16 protein-coding genes are annotated in these 16,987 nt (G+C 68.5%); 10 read left to right on the top strand and 6 right to left on the bottom strand.

What is annotated here, in order from left to right; genetic code table 11:
• From K9U41_RS07985 to K9U41_RS07965, 5 genes are all read left to right on the top strand, one after another.
• On the top strand, positions 1–2,391 hold a 2,391-nt coding region (locus K9U41_RS07985), incomplete at its 5' end, for a DUF3772 domain-containing protein (RefSeq protein WP_282640315.1).
• A 185-nt stretch (positions 2,392–2,576) separates the two neighbouring features.
• Positions 2,577–3,119: a CAP domain-containing protein gene (locus K9U41_RS07980; protein WP_282640314.1), complete on the top strand. Its 543-nt coding sequence runs from the start codon at positions 2,577–2,579 to the stop codon at positions 3,117–3,119.
• A gap of 123 nt (positions 3,120–3,242) precedes the next feature.
• Entirely contained in the window at positions 3,243–4,856 is a 1,614-nt protein-coding gene (locus tag K9U41_RS07975; protein WP_282640313.1) for an AMP-binding protein, read from the top strand.
• A 190-nt stretch (positions 4,857–5,046) separates the two neighbouring features.
• Positions 5,047–5,289 carry a hypothetical protein gene (locus K9U41_RS07970; RefSeq protein ID WP_282640312.1) on the top strand — a complete coding sequence of 81 codons (243 nt, stop codon included), beginning with the start codon at positions 5,047–5,049 and terminating at the stop codon, positions 5,287–5,289.
• Positions 5,286–5,519, top strand: coding sequence for a type II toxin-antitoxin system HicB family antitoxin (locus K9U41_RS07965; protein ID WP_282640311.1), 234 nt, complete (start codon positions 5,286–5,288; stop codon positions 5,517–5,519). Before K9U41_RS07970 ends, K9U41_RS07965 begins: the two co-directional genes overlap by 4 nt.
• Before the next feature lie 13 nt (positions 5,520–5,532).
• Here K9U41_RS07965 and K9U41_RS07960 read toward each other — a convergent pair whose 3' ends face one another.
• Positions 5,533–5,868 (bottom strand): hypothetical protein, encoded by a 336-nt coding sequence (locus K9U41_RS07960; RefSeq protein WP_282640310.1) that lies wholly within the window; start codon positions 5,866–5,868, stop codon positions 5,533–5,535.
• A gap of 101 nt (positions 5,869–5,969) precedes the next feature.
• Between K9U41_RS07960 and K9U41_RS07955 the strand changes: the two genes are divergently transcribed.
• From K9U41_RS07955 to K9U41_RS07940, 4 genes are all read left to right on the top strand, one after another.
• A complete protein-coding gene (locus K9U41_RS07955) occupies positions 5,970–6,446 on the top strand; it encodes a hypothetical protein (protein WP_282640309.1) in 477 nt (158 codons plus the stop codon).
• 73 nt (positions 6,447–6,519) lie between these two features.
• On the top strand, positions 6,520–6,990 hold the full coding sequence (locus K9U41_RS07950) for an SRPBCC family protein (protein ID WP_282640308.1): 471 nt from the start codon (positions 6,520–6,522) through the stop codon (positions 6,988–6,990).
• A 113-nt stretch (positions 6,991–7,103) separates the two neighbouring features.
• Entirely contained in the window at positions 7,104–7,322 is a 219-nt protein-coding gene (locus K9U41_RS07945) for a hypothetical protein (protein WP_282640307.1), read from the top strand.
• 118 nt (positions 7,323–7,440) lie between these two features.
• Positions 7,441–8,187, top strand: a complete 747-nt coding sequence (locus K9U41_RS07940) for a TetR/AcrR family transcriptional regulator (RefSeq protein WP_282640306.1) — start codon at positions 7,441–7,443, stop codon at positions 8,185–8,187.
• Here the strand turns inward: K9U41_RS07940 and K9U41_RS07935 are convergent.
• The 5 genes from K9U41_RS07935 to ahcY all read right to left on the bottom strand — a co-directional run bounded on the left by K9U41_RS07935 (position 8,180) and on the right by ahcY (position 15,705).
• Positions 8,180–9,196 (bottom strand): phosphotransferase family protein, encoded by a 1,017-nt coding sequence (locus tag K9U41_RS07935; protein WP_282640305.1) that lies wholly within the window; start codon positions 9,194–9,196, stop codon positions 8,180–8,182. The genes K9U41_RS07940 and K9U41_RS07935 overlap by 8 nt on opposite strands.
• Entirely contained in the window at positions 9,193–10,407 is a 1,215-nt protein-coding gene (locus K9U41_RS07930) for an acyl-CoA dehydrogenase family protein (RefSeq protein ID WP_282640304.1), read from the bottom strand. Before K9U41_RS07930 ends, K9U41_RS07935 begins: the two co-directional genes overlap by 4 nt.
• Before the next feature lie 235 nt (positions 10,408–10,642).
• Positions 10,643–11,719 carry a lysylphosphatidylglycerol synthase domain-containing protein gene (locus K9U41_RS07925; RefSeq protein WP_282640303.1) on the bottom strand — a complete coding sequence of 359 codons (1,077 nt, stop codon included), beginning with the start codon at positions 11,717–11,719 and terminating at the stop codon, positions 10,643–10,645.
• Positions 11,720–11,961: 242 nt separating this feature from the next.
• Entirely contained in the window at positions 11,962–13,848 is a 1,887-nt protein-coding gene (locus K9U41_RS07920; RefSeq protein ID WP_282640302.1) for a potassium transporter Kup, read from the bottom strand.
• 459 nt (positions 13,849–14,307) lie between these two features.
• Positions 14,308–15,705, bottom strand: coding sequence for an adenosylhomocysteinase (ahcY, locus tag K9U41_RS07915; protein ID WP_282640301.1), 1,398 nt, complete (start codon positions 15,703–15,705; stop codon positions 14,308–14,310).
• A 545-nt stretch (positions 15,706–16,250) separates the two neighbouring features.
• Here ahcY and K9U41_RS07910 point away from each other — a divergent pair.
• Positions 16,251–16,838, top strand: coding sequence for a CarD family transcriptional regulator (locus tag K9U41_RS07910; RefSeq protein ID WP_282640300.1), 588 nt, complete (start codon positions 16,251–16,253; stop codon positions 16,836–16,838).
• Positions 16,839–16,987: the final 149 nt, after the last annotated feature.

Below are 16,987 nucleotides of genomic sequence, written 5' to 3'. Positions count from 1 at the left end.
GCGCCGGAGGCGGCCAAGCCGGTGGTGCTGCCGCCCGACCCCATGATCGTCGCCGCCCGCGAGAAGCTGGAGGCGGCGCGCGCCACCCTCGACGCCCTCGACGCCAGCCTGGCGCTGGAGGGGCTGCGCCCCAACGACCTCGACGAGGTGCGCCAGCGGCTCGATCCGGCCCGCCGCGACCTTGCGGCGGTGAGCGAGCAGATCGCCCCCCGTGTCGCCGACGCCGAGAGCCGGCTGAACGGGCTCGGTGCCAAGCCCGCCGACGGCGCTACCGAGGACCCGGCGGTGGCCGCCGACCGCGAGCGCCTGCAGAAGATCAGCGCCGACCTCGGCGCCGTGCTGAAGCAGAACCGCGCCCTGCTTTTGCGTGCCGACCAGATTTCCGACCGCATCAGTACCCGCCGCCGGGCGCTGTTCACCGGCCAGCTGTTCGAGCGCTCGGACTCCATCCTCGATCCCGACCTGTGGGGCAATGCCCTGTCCTCGGTGTCGACCGAGTGGCGGGCGATCCAGTATTTCGTGAACGACTGGTCCTCCTTCGCGCAGCGCCGCCAGAGCCCCCTCGCCATGCTCGGCATCCTGCTGGGCGGCTTCGGCATCGGTGCCATCGTGGTGCTGGGCGGGCGCCTGCTCCGCCGGCGGCTGCGCACGCCGCCGCCCGCGCCGGGCGAGAGCTTCACAAGGCTGCGGTCCGCCCGCGAGGCGCTGAAGGTCCTCGTCCTCAACGCCTGCGTGGCGCCCGCCGCCACCGTGGCCGCCCTCGCCTTCCTGGGCGGGTTCGAAGTGGTGCCGCCGCGCGCCTCAGACCTGCTGCACGGGCTGGTGGTGGCGGTCTTCATCAAGGCCATCGGCAATGCGGTGGCCCGCGCGCTGCTCGCCCCCGACGAGCCGTGGCGCCGCATGCCGCCGCTCTCGGATGCCGCCGCGGCGCTCGCCTTCCGCTATTTCTCCTTCGCGGTGTGGACGCTGGCCATCGCCGCCTTCCTCAACGCCCTGCACAAGGTGCTGTTCGCCCCGGTCGGCCTGACGGTGGTGACCAGCGCGCTCCTCGCCCTGTTCATCGCCGGCTTCATCGCCCGCTTCCTGGTGGGGGTGGCGCGCTCGGAGGACGGCGGCATCGAGACCGAGGGGGAGTCCTCCCCGGCGGAGCAGGCGGCGGCCGCGTCCGGCAGCCGCCCGCAATGGCTGCGCCTCGCCATCTGGCTGGCGGTGATCCTGCTCCTCGGCGCCCTGGTGGGGGGCTATGTGAGCTTCGCCGCCTTCGTCGCCGCCCGCATGATCGTGGCCGCCGCGGTGCTGGGCGGGCTCTACCTGCTCTACGCCCTCATCGATTCCTTCTTCGGCGAGGGGCTTTCGGCCGAGACGCCGCGCGCCCGCCACATGTCCAAGGCCCTCGGCCTCCAGCCCACCAGCCTCGAACTCATCGGCGTGGTGCTCTCCGGCCTGCTGAAGCTGCTGCTGTTCGTGGTGGCCGGCTTCCTCATCGCCGGCAGCTGGGGCACCTCCACCGCCGATGTGATGGACACGGTGGAGCGCGCCTCCTTCGGCGTGCGCATCGGCACCGCCACCATCACCCTGTGGAGCGTGTTCTACGCGGTGCTGCTGCTGCTGGTGAGCCTTGTGGCCGCCCGCGCCTTCCAGCGCTGGGTCTCCACCGCCTTGCTGCCGCGCTCGGGGCTGGAAGCGTCGCTGCAATCCTCCATCGCCACCATCGTCAGCTATGTGGGCACCATCATCGCCATCATGATCGCCATGAGCGAGGTGGGGCTGAACCTTGAAAACATCGCGCTGGTGGCCGGCGCGCTCTCGGTGGGTATCGGCTTCGGCCTCCAGGCCATCGTGTCCAACTTCGTGTCGGGGCTGATCCTGCTCGCCGAGCGGCCGATAAGGGTGGGCGACACCATCAATGTGAAGGGCGAGGAAGGCTATGTGCGGCGCATCTCGGTGCGCTCCACCGAGATCGAGACCTTCGAGCGCGCCACGGTGATCGTGCCCAATTCGGACCTCATCACCGGCATGGTGAAGAACTGGACGCACTCCAACACCACCGGCCGCATCATCGTGGCGGTGAACGTGTCCTACGACTGCGATGCGGAAGAGGTGCGCGACATCCTCGTCGGCTGCGCCTGCGACCACCCGCAGGTGCTGCAGTCGCCGCCGCCGCGGGTGTTCCTCATCAAGTTCGCCGATGCCGGCATGGCGTTCGAGCTGCGCTGCGTGGTGGCGAACGTGGATTACGGGCTGACGGTCAAGAGCGACCTGCATTTCCAGGTGCTGTCACGCTTCCGCAAGGCCGGCATCGGCATGGCGATCCAGCCCTGGGCCTCGCTTTCCCGCGCGCCGGTGGACATGGTGCCGCCGCCGCCCTCACCGCCTGATCCGCTGCAGTGAAGGGCGGGACGGTGCGCGCGTGCCTCCGATCCCTCGCGCGCCCTCCACTCCGCCCGCTAACGCTTCCTCAACCCTGAGGGCGCACAAGGCAGGCGGTCCCCCCGGAGCCGGATGCGCCCAGACCGGGCGATCCCGGCGGGATGTACCAAGGGGCGGGGAGCCCCCGAACCAGCTGGAAGAGAGCCATGCGCGACCCGATCCTCCGCCGTCCCCTTCTCGCCGGTGCCGGGCTCGCGCTGCTGCTGACACTGGGCGCCTGCGGCACCACCGACACCCAGCTCGACAGCCAGCCGGCCTTCTACATCAACCTCGCCAAGACCGGGAAACCGGTGGACGCGGCGGCCGCCGCCTCCATCATCTCCGACTACCGGGTCGGGCGCGGGCTCAGCCCCGTGACCCTCGACGACCAGCTCAGCAAGATCGCCCAGGACCAGGCCAATGCCATGGCGCGGGCCGATAGCCTTTCCCACGAGGTGGGAGGCCGCAACTTCATGAGTCGCATGAAGGCCTCGGGCTACAATGCCTCCAAGGCGGTGGAGAATGTGGGCGCGGGCTATCACACCCTCGCCGAAGCCTTCTCCGGCTGGCGCGATTCCCCCTCCCACAACAAGAACATGCTGGAACCGGGGGTGACCCGCATGGGGATCGCCACGGCCAATGCGCCCAATTCCAAGTACAAGGTCTATTGGGCGCTGGTGCTGGCCGAGCCGGACAAGAGCGGGCGCTGACCGACGGCGGTGCTCCCGGCCGGCGCCGCCTATCAGGACCCGGCAAAAGACCCCTTGCACCTCGCGTGCGCGAAGCTGTAGCGTGCGCTGCAACATTGCGGGGGCAGAAGGGTCGGCCGGGTTATGCTGGCGCACACGAGCGAATATGAGCGCCGGCGCCGGGCGTTCTCCTGGGATACGTTTTCCTGGGATATCCCGCGCCGCTACAACATGGCCGTCCACGCCTGCGACGCCATCGCCGCCCGCGCGCCCGATCGGCCGGCCCTGTTCCTGCCCCATGGCGCCGACTTCCGCCCGGTGTCCTATGGTGCGCTCGCGGCGGCCTCCAACCGGCTCGCCCACGTCCTCCTCGCCCACGGCATCGGCATCGGCGACCGGGTGGCGATCCTTTTGCCCCAGTCGCTGGACGTGCTGGTCACCCATCTCGCGGTCTACAAGATGGGTGCCATCGCGGTGCCGCTGGCCGGCGCCTTCGGGGTGGACGCCATCGCCTATCGCCTCGCCGATTCCGGCGCGAAAGCCCTCGTCACCGACGATGCCGGCCTCGCCAAGGTGGTGGAGCGGCCGGAGGCGCTGGGGCTCGTTATCAATGTGGAGGGCGCCCGCACCGGGGTGCTCGACTTCAACACCCTGCTCGATGCCGCCTCCGACCGGCCTTTGCCCATCACCTCCGGCCCCGATGATCCGGCGCTGATGATCTACACTTCCGGCACCACCGGCCAGCCCAAGGGCGCGCTCCACGGCCACCGGGTGCTGCTGCCCCATGTGAGCGGGGTTACCTACACCCATGACGGCATCGGGCAGGCGGGCGACCGCATGTGGACGCCCTCCGACTGGGCCTGGGCCGGCGGGCTGCTGAACACCATCCTGCCGGCGCTGGCGCTGGGGGTGCCGGTGGTGGCGCAGCCGCGCGGCAAGTTCGACCCCGAGGCGGCCTTCGATCTGATCAAGCGGGCGCAGGTGCGCAACGTCTTCATCCCGCCCACCGCGCTCAAGATGATGCGCGCCGTGCCGGACCCCAAGGCCCGCTTCGGCTTCGACCTGCGCACCGTGGGCTCGGCGGGCGAGGCGCTGGGGGCGGAGACCTTCGAGTGGGGCCGGCAGGCCCTCGGCGTGCCGGTGAACGAGTTCTACGGCCAGACCGAATGCAATTACGTCATCGGCTCCTCGGCGGCCCTGGGCGTGGCGAAGGCGGGGGCCACCGGCAAGGCGGTGCCGGGCCACGAGGTGGCGGTGCTGGGCGAGGACGGCGCCGTGCTGCCCCCCGGCCAGATGGGCCAGATCGCCGTGCGCGCGCCCGATCCGGTCATGTTCCTTCAGTACTGGAACCGGCCCGACGCCACCCGGGAGAAGGTGCGCGACGGCTGGCTCATCACCGGGGATCTGGCGACCCAGGACGAGGAGGGCTATTTCCACTTCCTCGGCCGCGACGACGATGTGATCACCTCCGCCGGCTATCGCATCGGCCCGGCGGAGATCGAGGATGTGCTGCTGCGCCATCCGGCGGTGTCCATTGCCGCCGCGGTGGGCAAGAAGGACCCGCTGCGCACCGAGATCGTCAAGGCGGTGATCGTGCTGATGCCGGGGGTGAAGCCTTCGGCGGCGCTGGAGGACGACATCCGCGCCTTCGTGCGCACGCGCCTCGCCACCTATGAATATCCCCGCGAGATCGAATTCGTGGACGAACTGCCCCTGACCACCACAGGCAAGGTCATCCGCCGGCTGCTCAGGGACTGACGGCGGCCGGCCGGGGAGGCTGGAAGCTCCCTCCCCCGCCTGCGGGGGAGGGTTCCCATCGCGACCGGTCCCAGCCGCAGCCTGTCAAACCCAGATGCCGCCTGCCCAGCATTTCGGCTTGCCCGCGGGGCGCGTGCGCCTACACTGAAGTCTTTCCAGCTTCATCCCTTTTCATTCGACGGATACTGTCATGCATAACAAGAGGCTTGAAGCCTTGCGCGCCAATCCCGGCGGGGAGTGGCGGCCCGCCGACATCGAGATCACCGCGTCCCAGTATGCGATGAAGTTCCGCAAGGTGACGGGAACCCACGTGGTCTTCACCCACCCGTCCGTGCCCGATTGCGTCGCCGTGCCCATGAAGCAGAAGATCCGCTCCGTCCACGTGAAGGCGTTCGTCGCCATGGTGGATCGCATGGACGAGATGGACCAATGAGCGCCCCCGTCCCCCCCGATCTTGAAGCCTATCCGGTCACCCTCGCGCCCATCCCGCCCGAGGAGGGCGGCGGCTTCGTGGCGAGCTTCCCGGATGTGCCCGGCTGCCACGGCGTGGGCGAGACCGAGGCGGAGGCCCTGGCCGACGGCCGGCAGGCCCTGTTCGCCTGCATCGACGCCCTGAAGGCCGCCGACCGCGAGCCGCCCGCGCCCGGCTCGGCGAAGGGGTGAGGCGGTGCCGGTCTCAGCTTCTGCCGCCGCGCGCCTTCTCCTCCAGATAGGCGGAAACCGTGTCGAGCAGGCGGATGGCGCCGGGCAATTGGGCGTGGGCCTCGGTCTGCGCCTCGTTTTCCGGCTCCAGGGTGCGCCACCACACGATGAGGCGGTGCATCAGCGCGCGGCCGGGGATGGCCTCGAACGGCATGCCGGCAAAGCCCTGCGTGCCGAAGGCCGTCTCCACCTGCCGCAGGCAGCCCTCGATATAGGCGCGGTCGTCGGCGTCGAGGCTGTACGGCCCCTCCGGGGCGCGCCGCTCCATGCGCACTTCGCTGAGTTCGGGAATGTAGTCGATCTTGACCAAGATGTGCCCTCTCGCCCACCCCGTGCCAGGGGCGCTCCGGGCGAAGCAGGAACAATGCCAGCGGGATCGATTCCGGCCGGCCTTTGCCCGGGCGCGCCCGCATGAGCGCGCCGCCCGAGCCGTCCGTCGGCGCCGGTGCGCCCTTCCATGACGAGGCCGTGGCCATCCACGCCGTTCCCGCCCTGGTGCTGGAGCATGGCTTCCGCGTGCTGGTGCTGCGCGAGCTTGCCGCCGGCGATGGGCCGGCGGGCTTTGCCGTGATCGAGCAGGGGCTGGTGCGGCCGCCGCCCCGGACGATCCGGCACGGCGTCGCCTTTGCCCTCGCGTTTCGCCCCGAGGTGGTGGCCTTCCTGAGCTTCCATCTCGGCCGTCCGGGCGAGCGGGGGCCCGATGGCTTGCCCCGGCGCAATCCGCGCTGGCCGGCCCTGTCGTGGCATCGCGCCGAGCGGATCTGGCCGGACGGCACGCACAGCATCGAGTGGAGCGCGGACATCCTGTTCGCACAGGCCGACGACCACGCCGTCTTCGCCCGCCAGTTCCGCGCCGCCCTCGCCGGAGGGGCGCGCGACGCGGCCTGAGGCCCGCTTCTTGCTTTCTCGCAAGACGGGCCACGCCTTTTGTTTGATCGCCTTTTTTTTGGGAGTTTCGTCCATGTCGGATGTTGTCGAGACCCGCTCCATCGTCACCGAAGCCGAGTTCGAGCAGCCGGTGGACATCGTATGGCGCGCCATTACCGATTCCGAGTGGCTCGCCGTCTGGTTCTTTCCCAACGACATCCAGCCCCTGGACGGGCACAGGTTCACCATCTGGGGCCGGCCCATCGAGCGCTGGGACGGCGAGTTCCAGTGCCAGGTGAAGACCGCCATCGCCCCGCGCGAATTGTCCTTCAGCTGGAAGGGCGGCCACGAGGAACTGAAGGGCTTCGGCCATTATATCGATACGGTGGTCACCTGGACCCTCACCCCGACCGAGAGCGGGGGCACCCATTTCCGCTTCGTCCATGACGGCTTCAGCCTGGACGCCACCTCCGACGCGGTGTTCGACGTGATGAACAAGGGCTCCCAGAGCGTGCTGCGCACCCTGACCCGCCGCCTGCCGGACCTCATCCTGCACGGCGCCTGAGTGCGCGAAGGCGGCCGTGCGCCCACGAGACGAGGGAACCCTTCGGCGAAGGCCGCGTTCATTCTCCGGTTGCCATGATGCGCCCGCGCGGCGCGCCGGCAGTGGAGATCACCATGGGACGCAGCCTTCCGCCGACCGATCCCTTTTCCCTGCGCATCGTCATCGGCGATGCGGAGACGCAGGCTTCCAGCATCGACGACGTGGTTCGCTTCCTGCGCCAGCAGGAGGCCGACGATTTCGCCGACCTGCTCCTGGCCCTGCCGAGCGATGGCACGGCGCCGTCCCTGAGCGATGTCTGCGCCCGCATGGAAGCGCTCTGCGCCATGGTCTGAGGCGGCTGCGCGCGACCGCGCTGCGTGTCATCTGCCGCGCGGCTCCTGCGTGCTTGACTTTCGCTCGCTGCGCCGCAGTCTGCCCCGTTCCTGGGGGCTGAAGGTCGGGGGCTGAAGGTTGGGCGCAGACGAGAGGGCCGAAGCTGGCGAGATCCATTCGCTCGACGCCGATGCGCCCGGACCTGCGCTTGAAGACCATTCGCTGGAAGCGCTTTCGGCGCGCATCCATGCGCGTCACCGCGACCTCATCAAGGTGCAGAAGCCCCATGTGGCGGTGGCGAATCTGGCGCGCATCATCGATGCGGCGCTGAAGCTCTCCAACCGCCAGGGTTTCCACGCCATGACCCTGCGCCAGCTGGCCGCCGAATCCGGCCTCAGCATGGGCGGGCTCTATTCCTACCTCGACAGCAAGGACACCCTGCTGCTGATGATCCTCGGCGAGGTCTCCCACGCCGTCGAGGCGGCGCTGGGCCACGCGCCCGAGGGGGTACGCGCGGACCCTGCGGCGCACCTCGACTGGCTGATCGCCGCGCACGTGCGGCTGTCGGAGGCCATGCATCCCTGGTTCGTGTTCGCCTACATGGAGGCGAAGGCCTTCCCGCCCGAGGCCCGGAAGCGCGCGGTGGACAGCGAGCGGCTGACCGAGCGCATCTTCGCGGACGTGATTGCGGAAGGCGTGCGGCAGGGCGTGTTTTCCGCCGAGGACCCGCTGTTCGCCGCCACCCTCATCAAGCCGCTGCTTCAGGACTGGTACGTGAAGCGCAGCAAGTATCGCGAGCGCGGCATCGATGCGCAGACCTATGCCGCGCAGGTCACGCGCTTCGTGGACGGCGCGCTGGCGGTGCGGGGCAGGGGGCTCACGTAAATTCCGCCGCCCTGCGCGCGAAGGCTTCGGCCAGCGCGCCGGTTTCCGCCGCGCCTTCCGCCGCCGCGTTGCCGGCTTTCGCCCGCGCGGCGATGCCCTCGAAGATCACCGCCCAGCGGAACAAAGCGAACGCCATGTGGAAGTTTGTGAGCGTCAGGCCATGGGTCGCCGCCGCCTCATACTGCGCCACGAAATCCGCGCGGGAGGGGATGCCCAGCGCGTCGAGATCGAGCCCTGCGATGCCGCCGTATTCCTCCGGCCGCGACACCCAGGCCATGGCGCAATGGGCGAGGTCGGCGAGTGGATGGCCCAGGGTGGACAATTCCCAGTCCAGCACCGCCACCACCTCGGGGCGGGAGGGGTGGAACATGAGATTGCCCATGCGGTAGTCGCCATGGGCGATGCGGGTGGTGTCGTCCGCCGGCGAGTCGGCGGGGACATGGGCCGGCAGCCAGGCCACCAGGCGGTCGATGCTGGCGTCCTCGCGGGTCTTGGACAACTCCCACTGGCGGGTCCAGCGGGTGATCTGGCGGCCGAAATAATTGCCCGGACGGCCGAAATCGGCGAGGCCGGCGGCGGCGAAATCCACGTTGTGCAGCGCCGCCAAAGTCTGCGCCATGGCGGCATACATGGCGCCGCGCTCCCCAGGGGAGACACCGGGCAGGGTGCAGTCGTGGAACACGCGGCCCTCCACCTTGTCCATCACATAGAACAAGGTGCCGATGACCGAGCGGTCCTCGCACAGCAGCAGCGCCGGCGGCACCGGCACCGGCGTATCGGCCAGCGCCCGCATGATACGGAATTCCCGGTCCACCGCATGGGCGGAGGGCAGCAATTCCCCCGGCGGCTGCTTGCGCAGCACCAGCGCGCGGTTGGCGTAGGTGACGAAGAAGGTGGGGTTGGACTGGCCGCCGGAAATGGGCTGGAGCCTGGGCGCGCCCTGAAGGCCGCTTATGTGCGCCTTGAGATGGGCGTCGAGGGCGCCGACGTCGAAGCCGTATGCATTCATGCGCCCTCTCCCACCGGCCAGTTCCAGAAGGCGCCTTCTTCCTTCTCCAGGAAGCGGTTCAGTACCATTTCGTGCACCGCGTCGGCGCCGTCCACCAGGCGGGCCTGGCGGGCGTAGCGGTAGATCCACTCCAGCACCGTATCCTTGGAATAGCCGCGCGCGCCGTTGATCTGGATGGCGCTGTCGGCGGCGAGGTGCAGGGTGTTGGCGGCCTTGATCTTGGCCATGGACACCTCCTTGCGGGCAAGGCCGCCGCGATCCAGCTCCCACGCCGCCTTCATGGTGAGGAGGCGGCCGATCTCGATGTCCATGGCGATACGGCCCAGCAGGGTCTGCACGCTTTCGCGGTCGGCGAGGCGCACCCCGAAGCCGTAGCGCACGTTCGCATAGTCCCGCGCGATGTCCACGCAGCGCATGGCAAGGCCCAGCCAGCGCATGCAATGGGTGAGGCGCGCCGGCCCCAGGCGGATCTGGGTCACGCGCAGGCCCTTGCCCTCGCCCAGCAGCACGTCTTCCGGCGGGATTTCGAGGCCGTCGAACTCCAGTTCGCAATGGCCGCCATGCTCTTCCGGCCCCATGATGGGGATGCGGCGCACGATGCGCCAGCCCGGCGCGTCGCGATGGAAGGCGAAGGCGGTGAGGCCGGTGCGGGGATCATCGCAGGTGCGGGCGATGAGGATGAGGTGGGCGGCCTCCTCCGCGCCGGTGATGAACCATTTGCGGCCGTAGATGCGATAGCTGCCGTTCGGCTGCTTCTCGGCGCGGGTGAGCATCATGCCGGGGTCGGAGCCGCCGCCGGGATGGGGCTCGGTCATCACGAAGGCGGAGCGCACCGCGCCGGACGCGATGGGGGCGAGCCATTTTTCCTTCTGCGCCGGCGTGCCCACCGCCTCCAGCACCATCATGTTGCCGTCGTCGGGCGCGGCGGAATTGAACACCACGGGGCCGAAGATGGAGCGGTTCATCTCGGTGTAGCAGACCGCCATGCCCACCCGGCCGACGCCGAGGCCGCCGCTCTCCGGCTTCAGCTGGAGGTTCCACAGGCCCTCGGCCCGCGCCTTCTCCCGCAGCCGTGCCAGGGGGGCGGGCGCGATGTTCTCATGGGCGTCATAGGCGGCGGGGTCGGCTTCCAGCGGAATGATCTCGCGGTCCACGAACGCGCCGATGCGGCGCCGCAGGTCCTCGAGGGCGGGGGAGATGGTGAAGTCCATGGCGACCTCGATGGCGGGGTACAATAAAAGAGCGAGCGCTCGCTTTTTATATTCTCGCTGGCGAAACCGCAAGTCGTCTCGGGGGCAGACCGCAGCGGGTAAATCGGCGGCGGTCAGGTCCGGCGGGTGCAAATCAGCTGTGGGCAAGCTGCCCGCTGGCGCGGACCCATGCCATGGGCGCCGGCCCGCCCGCGCCCTGTTCGATCCCGCCGGTGGTGGCCGGCAGGAGCCACCGTCATTCGGCGGCGGATTTGGCGGCGGCCTTGGAGGCCACCTTGGCCGTCCCGGCGGTGTGGACGCCCGCGCCGCTCCCGTCCGGCACCGCCGGCGCCTCGGCCGGTGCCGCAAGGCGCAGGCTCAGTTCCCGCGCGCCGAGCAGGGTGAGCGACAGGGCGAAGGGCACGATATAGTAGAATAGGCGGAAGATGAGCAGCGCGGCCAGAAGTTCGCTCTTGTCGAACTGGGGCAGGGCGACGAGCAGCGCCGCATCGAACACGCCCAGGCCGCCGGGGGCGTGGCTGGCGAAGCCGAGCAGCGTCGCGGTGACGAAGATGACCGCCAGCGACACCGGGTCGATATAGGGCGTCGACGGCATCAGCATGTACATGGCGGCGGCGCACAGGGTGAGGTCGAGGATGCCGATGCCCACCTGCACCAGGGTGGTGCGCCCGCGCGGCAGCGTCACGAACCAGGACGAGCGGCCGATGTGGCGCGGCGCCAGCGACACCCAGGTGATGTAGCCCGCCAGCACCGCCAGCGCGCCGATGCCGATCATGCGGTTGATGACGGGGGGCAGGTGGTCCACCGCCGTGGCCGCCTCCGGATGGATGGTGATGCCGAGGCCCAGCACCGCGATGTTGCCGAGCCAGAAGGTGAGCCCCGCCACGAAGCAGATCTTGGCCACGTCGATGGCCCCGAGCCCCCAGGCGGAATAGATGCGGTAGCGCACCGAGCCGCCGGTGAAGACGGTGAAGCCCACGTTGTGGCCAATGGAATAGGAGCAGAAGCCCGCCAGCGCCGCGATGCGGTACGGCACATGGCGCTTGCCGATGGTGCGCAGGGCGAACCAGTCATAGAAAGTGAGCGTGAGATAGGCCCCCGCCACCAGCAGGAAGCCGATGACGACGTTGCGCGGGTCCTTCTCCGCGAGGGCGTCCATCACGTCCGCGAGCTTCAGGTTGTGAAGCATGCGGTAGAGCACGGTGGCGGCAAACGCGATCACCACCAGGCTCAGGACGAAGCCCAGCCCGTGCAGACCCACCCGATCCCGCAGGAAAACCCAGATTTTCGAAGCTACCGCCCGAACACCCATTGCGTCACCGATATCCCCCGCCCGCAACGTCACCGGCCTGCCCACATCTGCACGCTTTCGCGCGAGATTGAAGGGCTATTCTCACTCTTTTCGCATGGTGAAGCCGCCGGCGTGTTCAGGTTGTTTTGTTCGATGGCCACCCTTCAAGGGGGCGCATCCCTAGCCGCCGGTCCATGGCGGCCTGCGATTTCAAACCGCTCTTCCCCCGCCGTGACGGCGCGGCGCCTGCCGGTGTGCGCGCTTTAGAGCTTCACCGGATAGCCGATTTCCACCGTGCGGGCCCGCGGCAGACCGAACCGGTCCACCGAGCGCTCCGCGTTCCGGGCGAGGAAGGCGAACACATGCGCCACCACGTCCTTGATCTTCGTCACCTCGTCGGGCGGGATGATCCGCTCGTGGCCGATCACGTAGATGGCCGCGTCCGGATCGATGCCGCGGGCGCTGAGCGCCGGGCCGAGCACGGAGGGAACATCGATCTGCTGCATGTAGCCGAAGCGCAGATCCACCCGCACAAAGCCCTCGTTGAGGGTCGTCACCTTCACCCGGTCCTCCACCGAGACCCGGGGCCGCGCGGCGATCCACACCGAGACGATCACCGCCTTCTCGAACCGGACCTTCAGGAGGTCCGCCATGCGCGAGAGGGCGACCGGCGTCATCGCACCCGCCCGCGACAGAAAGATGGCGGTGCGCGGGGCTTCCACGTCGTTCACCCGGTCCTTGCGGGCGACGAAGCTGTCGAGGGGCTCGGTGAAGCGCACCTGCTGGGCCACCACGCCCTCCAGCCCGCGTCGCCAGCTCACCATCACGAAGATCACCGCGCCGGCGATGCTCAGGGGCAGCCAGCCGCCGTCATGGAGCTTGGTGAGATTGGCCGCGGCGAAGGCGAAATCGACGACGATCAGGCCCGTGGCCATGGCCCACACCGCCGGCGCGGGCCAGCCCCAGGCCCGGTGCACCTGGGCGATGAACAGGATGGAGGTGGTGACCATGGCGAACGCCACGGCGATGCCGTAGGCCGAGGCCAGCCTTTCCGAGGCCTCGAAGCCCAGCACCACGGCGATGCAGGCGATCATCAGCAGCCAGTTCAGGCGGCCCACATAGATGTGCTGCTCGTTGTGCTCGGAGGTGTAGCGGATGCGCATGGGCGGCAAATAGCCCAGCTCGATGGCCTGCTTCGCCAGCGAGAACACGCCGGTGATGATGGACTGGGAGGCGATCACCGTCGCCGCCGTGGCGAGGAACAGCAGCGGGATGTCGAACCAGTCCGGCGACAGGTCGTAGAACGGGTTGCGCACCGCGTTCGGGTCCACTAGCAGGATCGCGCCCTGGCCGAAATAATTCAGCAGCAGCGCCGGCATGGCCACGAACAGCCAGGCGCGGGCGATCACCGGGCGGCCGAAATGGCCGAGGTCCGCATACAGCGCCTCGCCGCCCGTCACCGCCAGGAAGCAGGCGCCGAGGATGACACCGGCGAGCCCGGGATGCTGCACCATCAGCATGATGCCATAGCGCGGATCGAGCCCGGCCAGCACCTGGGGTGCCTGCACAATGCCGTAGACGCCAAGCGCCGCGAGCGAGCCGAACCACAGCAGCATGACCGGCCCGAAGAAGGCGGCGATGCGCTCCGTGCCGAGCCGTTGCGACAGGAAGATGGCGAGCAGCACCAGCACGGTGAGGGTCACGACCCAGTGCTCCAGCTCCGGCGCGATGACCTGGAGCCCCTCGATGGCCGAGAGCACCGACATGGCCGGGGTGAGCACGCCGTCGCCGATGAGCATGGCGGCACCGAGTAGGCCGGCCGCCAGCAGGTACCAGCGCATGCCCAGAGCGCTGCGGTGGAGATCGAGCAGGGTGACCAGGGCGAGAATGCCGCCTTCGCCGTCATTGTCCGCCCGCAGCACCAGCATCACGTATTTCACCGTGACGGAAAGGATGATGCTCCAGGTGATGAGGGAGAGCAGCCCCAGCACGTCGGCGCCGAGGAAATTGGTGCCGCCCACCGCCAGGACGCCCTGCTTGAGGGCGTAGAGCGGGCTGGTGCCGATGTCGCCGAACACCACGCCAAGGGCGCCGATCTCGGCGGCGAATGGCAGGGGGCGTGTGCGGTCGCGGGAAAAGCTGAGGGCCATAGAGGGCGATCGCGCTCAGTGCCGCGCGTCGGGCAGGGGGAAGGGGGGGCGCCGACCGGCGCTCTTAGCCGTCATTCGGCACCCGGCGGTGTGGCGGTACCCAGTCAACTGGAAGCCCATGACACCTGGTATCACGTCGCGCAGTGTCACGCCTCGCGACCGTCGCACGAAACCGTTCAAGGCAAGCCCCCGCGCGTTTCCCGTCCGTGGCACATGGGCAGGGAACCGGACCGTGCACCGCTCCGCCCCGAGCCGAAGCCCCGGATCGAAAGACGCTGCTCCGGACCCGTCCGGGTCTGCCCGCATGGGGCGGGTATTTCCAACACCTAGCCCCGTTCGCGGGGGAAGACAATGCACTGCCGCAAACCCCGCACAACGCCCTCCAAACGACGAACGCCGGCCCGGGGGCCGGCGTTCCGCTGTGAAAGGGGGGCAGGGCGAAGCGCCGCCGGGCACCGCTCAGTAGCGGTAGTGCTCGCTCTTGAACGGACCCTGCTGGGGCACGCCGATATAGGCGGACTGCTGGTCGGTGAGGCGGGTCAGCTTCACCCCGATCTTGTCCAGGTGCAGCGAAGCCACCTTCTCGTCCAGGTGCTTGGGCAGGGTGTAGACTTCCTTGCCGTACTGGCCGGGCTTGGTGAACAGCTCGATCTGCGCCAGCGTCTGGTTGGTGAAGGACGCGGACATGACGAAGCTCGGGTGGCCGGTGGCGTTGCCGAGGTTCACCAGGCGCCCCTCCGACAAAAGGATGATGCGCTTGCCGTCGGCGAACTCCACCTCGTCCACCTGCGGCTTCACATTGTGCCACTTCAGGTTCTTGAGGCCGGCCACCTGAATCTCGCTGTCGAAGTGGCCGATGTTGCAGACGATGGCGCGGTCCTTCATGGCCCGCATGTGATCCACCGTGATCACGTCCAAATTGCCGGTGGCGGTCACGAAGATGTCGGCGCGCCTGGCGGCGTCGTCCATGGTGGTGACCTCATAGCCTTCCATGGCGGCCTGGAGGGCGCAGATGGGGTCGATCTCCGACACCATGACCCGGCAGCCGGCATTGCGCAGGGAGGCGGCGGAGCCCTTGCCCACGTCGCCGAAGCCGGCGACCATGGCCACCTTGCCGGCCATCATCACGTCGGTGCCGCGGCGGATGCCGTCCACCAGCGACTCACGGCAGCCGTAGAGATTGTCGAACTTGGACTTGGTGACGCTGTCGTTGACGTTGATGGCGGGCCACAGCAGCGTGCCCTTCTTCTGCATCTCGTAGAGGCGATGCACGCCCGTGGTGGTCTCTTCGGTCACGCCGCGGATGGACTTGGCGAGCAGGGTGTACCAGCCGGGCTTGTGCTTCAGGCGGCGCTTGATGGCGGCGAAGAGGACTTCCTCCTCCTCGTTGGTGGCGCCGTCGAGGAAGGCGGTGTCGCCGTTTTCCGCGCGCAGGCCGAGATGGACGAGGAGGGTGGCGTCGCCGCCGTCGTCCAGGATCATGTTCGGCGCGCCGCCGTCGGCCCACTCGAAGATGCGGTGGGTGTATTCCCAGTATTCCTCCAGCGTCTCGCCCTTCACGGCGAAGACGGGCACGCCGGCCGCGGCGATGGCGGCGGCGGCGTGGTCCTGGGTGGAGTAGATGTTGCACGAGGCCCAGCGCACGTCGGCGCCCTGCGCCTTCAGCGTCTCGATGAGCACGCCGGTCTGGATGGTCATGTGCAGGGAGCCGGCGATGCGGGCGCCCTTCAGCGGCTGGGACGGGCCGTATTCGGCGCGGGTGGCCATGAGGCCGGGCATTTCGATTTCGGCGATGTCCAGCTCCTTGCGACCCCAGTCCGCAAGGTTGATGTCCTTCACCACGTAATCGTTGCTCATGGATTGCTCCGCTGGAATGCGCCGCGCCGCACACGGCGCAGGTCGGGATGCGCGCCTGTAGCACGGCGCCTTCATTGCGGCAATAAGGATATAAGGAAATGCTTATATGGCTGAGGCCGGCGACGGCAAATCCGCGGGGCGGCGCGCCCGCCAAGATCGCGGCCAAGTTGCCGCTCGCACCCGGCCAAGTAAGGTTGGCGACAGGCGCGCTTTGATTCCGACAAAAATTGTGATATACGTGACTTTACAGTCGATTGCTTTCACCCAACCAGCCGCTTCGCGCCCGCTCAGTGTTCGCGCATGACCATGGGCGTATTCTCGAGATTATACGGGCGAGAATTTACGTGCCTGCCGACACTTACGGCGTGGCGCGGGGGCTGTCCATCGCCATCGACTGGCTGAGCGGGTTGGCGGGCGTTCCGGCCGCGACCCAAGTCCGCAGCGCCAGGGTGCGCGCCGTCCCGGTACCGGACCGGCCGGCCTCCGCGCCAACAGGTTCGGCCCCAGGCTTCATGTCCTTGGGCCGGATCAGGAGTGTCAAGAGCATGTCGGCAAAGAAGAACGCGCAGACCCGTCTCGGCTTCAAGACGGGTGAGCACATTGTTTACCCGTCCCACGGCGTGGGCCGCATCGTGTCCATCGAGGAACAGGAAGTCGCCGGTTTCAAGCTCGAACTCTTCGTGATCTCGTTTGAAAAGGACAAGATGACGCTGCGGGTGCCCGTTCCCAAGATCGCCACCGTCGGCATGCGCAAGCTCTCCGAGACCAATATCGTCGACAAGTCGCTGGAGACTCTTCAGGGCCGCGCCCGCGTGAAGCGCACCATGTGGAGCCGCCGCGCGCAGGAATACGAAGCCAAGATCAATTCCGGCGATCTCGTCGCCATTTCCGAAGTGGTGCGCGATCTCTACCGGTCCGACGCCCAGCCCGAGCAGTCCTATTCCGAGCGCCAGCTTTACGAAGCCGCTCTGGATCGCATGGCCCGCGAGCTTTCGGCGGTGAACAACATCACCGAGACCGAGGCGGTGAAGCTCATCGAGCAGAACCTGCTCAAGGGTCCGCGCCGCGGCGCCACCAAGGTGGTGGAAGAGGCCGACCTGGACGCGGAGATCGAGGCCGACGAGGCCGCGTGATCTGGCTGCGTGATCTTTGATCGCGTGATCCTGTTCCAAGTCAAAGACCCGGCTTCGGCCGGGTCTTTCTTTTTGCGCAGCCTCGCTGGCCGCCTCCCTGGAGGCCGCGCAACCCTGCCATGCGTGCGTGTGACGCGCCCCAGTCATGC

Origin of the sequence: Xanthobacter autotrophicus, assembly GCF_029991245.1 — a bacterium.
GTDB classification, from domain to species: Bacteria; Pseudomonadota; Alphaproteobacteria; order Rhizobiales; family Xanthobacteraceae; genus Xanthobacter; species Xanthobacter autotrophicus_C.
Note: the sequence above shows the minus strand (reverse complement) of the source record. Positions and strands in the feature narration are given on the sequence as shown.

Coding starts and splice junctions, on each gene's coding strand:
- K9U41_RS07980 (WP_282640314.1), top strand. CDS start 2,577: ATGCGCGACCCGATCCTCCGCCGTCCCCTTCTCGCCGGTGCCGGGCTC.
- K9U41_RS07975 (WP_282640313.1), top strand. CDS start 3,243: ATGCTGGCGCACACGAGCGAATATGAGCGCCGGCGCCGGGCGTTCTCC.
- K9U41_RS07970 (WP_282640312.1), top strand. CDS start 5,047: ATGCATAACAAGAGGCTTGAAGCCTTGCGCGCCAATCCCGGCGGGGAG.
- K9U41_RS07965 (WP_282640311.1), top strand. CDS start 5,286: ATGAGCGCCCCCGTCCCCCCCGATCTTGAAGCCTATCCGGTCACCCTC.
- K9U41_RS07955 (WP_282640309.1), top strand. CDS start 5,970: ATGAGCGCGCCGCCCGAGCCGTCCGTCGGCGCCGGTGCGCCCTTCCAT.
- K9U41_RS07950 (WP_282640308.1), top strand. CDS start 6,520: ATGTCGGATGTTGTCGAGACCCGCTCCATCGTCACCGAAGCCGAGTTC.
- K9U41_RS07945 (WP_282640307.1), top strand. CDS start 7,104: ATGGGACGCAGCCTTCCGCCGACCGATCCCTTTTCCCTGCGCATCGTC.
- K9U41_RS07935 (WP_282640305.1), bottom strand. CDS start 9,196: ATGAATGCATACGGCTTCGACGTCGGCGCCCTCGACGCCCATCTCAAG.
- K9U41_RS07930 (WP_282640304.1), bottom strand. CDS start 10,407: ATGGACTTCACCATCTCCCCCGCCCTCGAGGACCTGCGGCGCCGCATC.
- K9U41_RS07925 (WP_282640303.1), bottom strand. CDS start 11,719: ATGGGTGTTCGGGCGGTAGCTTCGAAAATCTGGGTTTTCCTGCGGGAT.
- K9U41_RS07920 (WP_282640302.1), bottom strand. CDS start 13,848: ATGGCCCTCAGCTTTTCCCGCGACCGCACACGCCCCCTGCCATTCGCC.
- ahcY (WP_282640301.1), bottom strand. CDS start 15,705: ATGAGCAACGATTACGTGGTGAAGGACATCAACCTTGCGGACTGGGGT.
- K9U41_RS07910 (WP_282640300.1), top strand. CDS start 16,251: ATGTCGGCAAAGAAGAACGCGCAGACCCGTCTCGGCTTCAAGACGGGT.